Below are 2,010 nucleotides of genomic sequence, written 5' to 3'. Positions count from 1 at the left end.
AAGGGCAGTTTAAAATTTAATGTTCCTCCTGGCATTAATTTTCCTGGAGATTTTGTAAGATTCAGAAATGGTCAATACTCTGGAACAAATCTGTCATCGCTTACGGAACTCTCTTATGATACTTATATAGAAGCAAGAGATACTATAACTGATATTCATTTTTTAGTTGTGCTGTCTGATATTAATGGCGATGGTGCAGCCGATCATAATCTTGTTTTTGATCCCCGTTATCAAAATTCAAAATTTATAAAAGGCACTATGCCTGACCAGGGATTTAGCCACGTGCATGAATGGCAGCGCTGGGATGCTTTGCGTGGTGGATGGTTTATTTTTGGCGGAGATGTAAGCACTGATCCTGACCATGAGGGACCATTTTTTACGCTGGCTGAATATCTGAGTCAATATCCGGATGCTGTTATAAGAAACGATGCTTCAAAAGGCGGACCGGCTATCAGACTCACCGCAGGTGGCGTTGTATTCAAACCCAACTTTTTTGGTTCAATAGATAATTTTATGATAGGTGTAAACGGTATAACTACTGCGTATGACTTTGAATTTACAATTGCTAATGCCGGGGTCGATAAAAATGTTGTTTACGGATATGGTTCAAATTGTACCACATTAACGGGAACAGCTGCCGGTGGTGTGGCTCCTTATACTTTTTCCTGGTCGCCAGGCACAAACACACCAGGCAATGCAAACACAGAAGTATGCCCAACTGTAACCACTACCTATACTTTAACTGTTACAGATAGTCAAGGTTGCAGCCGTACTGATGATGTGACTGTATATGTAAATGATGTACGGTGCGGCAATAAAATGGATAAAGTAAGAGTGTGTCATAAAGGAAAAGAAATATGTATAGCCGCCGAAGCAGTTGAAGCACATCTGAAACATGGAGATTCCCTTGGAGCTTGTACACCTCATTAATAGTCAATATCATAAATAAAAATAAACTTGAAATAGCAACAATTAAAAAATATATAATTTCAAATATAGAGGTCTTTCAAGAATAATAATTAAAAGTTACAATCTTAAAAAGGTGTAGATTTTTTTATATGATTAAAATTATAAATCCGCAGCATTTGCAGTTTTTTTTACTCAGAAAGAAAGCAAATAGGTTAATGTGAATTTTTTCTATAGAGAACTGCTTTTCAACGGGTATTTATGTTATTGAGAGAGAAAAAAATAATGTTATTAATTATTCTCATACTTTTGCACCGCATTTTAAACATCTTAATTTTTTTGTTTTTCAGTTATTTAGAAAAACAAAAGCCTTACGAGGAAAAGATTCTTTTAATCCCCTACAAAACAGAAATCTTTCATCCCTGAAAAGAATTAGTATTTCAGCTAATTTTTCGACTTTAAATTTTGAATTAAAAAATTCATTGTTACTTCAAAAAGGTTATTTAAAAATTTTCACGTTAAAACTCATTAAAATGAAAAGAAAATTATTTCCCTTAAAAACACTCTTGTTTGTGGGATTTATGATGTTTTTTTCCTGTCAACAAGAGGAATTATCTTCAGACGATTCTGTTAACGGAGAAGCAGCAAAAAAAACGGACATACATGGGCATGCCTATGGAACGATTACCTCAGAGATGGTATTAAGGTGGAATGAAGCAGGAACAGAGGCTGTTGCTAATGTTGGGAATTTGCCGCCAATGCCTGAATCAAGAATTTATGCCATGGTTAATGTGGCTATGCATGATGCACTGAATAATATAGTACCGAGGTATCAAACTTATGCATTGAAAAATGCAAGAGATAAAGATGCGGATGCTAATGCTGCGGTTGCCCAGGCAGCTCATGATGTCATTGTCGATCAATTGCCACCTCAGCAGGTATTTGCGGATAATTTATTAAATGTATCATTGGCTTCAATAGCTGACGGAAATTCAAAAACAAAGGGCATTGCATTAGGTAAAGCTGCTGCAAAAGCAATTTTAGATTTGCGTGCCAATGATGGTGCAGCTACTGCACAAACGGCTTATGTGCAGGGAACTTTAC

Annotated in this window: 1 protein-coding gene and 1 pseudogene; both read left to right on the top strand. The window is 36.0% G+C overall.

All coding sequences use genetic code 11. The features are described 5' to 3' along the window. A partial coding sequence (locus VFS71_RS16770; protein ID WP_326402731.1) for a SprB repeat-containing protein occupies positions 1 to 930 on the top strand: 930 nt, incomplete at its 5' end. 560 nt (positions 931 to 1,490) lie between these two features. Beyond that, positions 1,491 to 2,010, top strand: a pseudogene (locus VFS71_RS16765) (hypothetical protein); the annotation flags it as partial.

Origin of the sequence: Flavobacterium sp., assembly GCF_035760125.1 — a bacterium.
GTDB lineage: Bacteria > Bacteroidota > Bacteroidia > Flavobacteriales > Flavobacteriaceae > Flavobacterium.
This window is presented reverse-complemented; position numbering and strand designations above follow the sequence as displayed.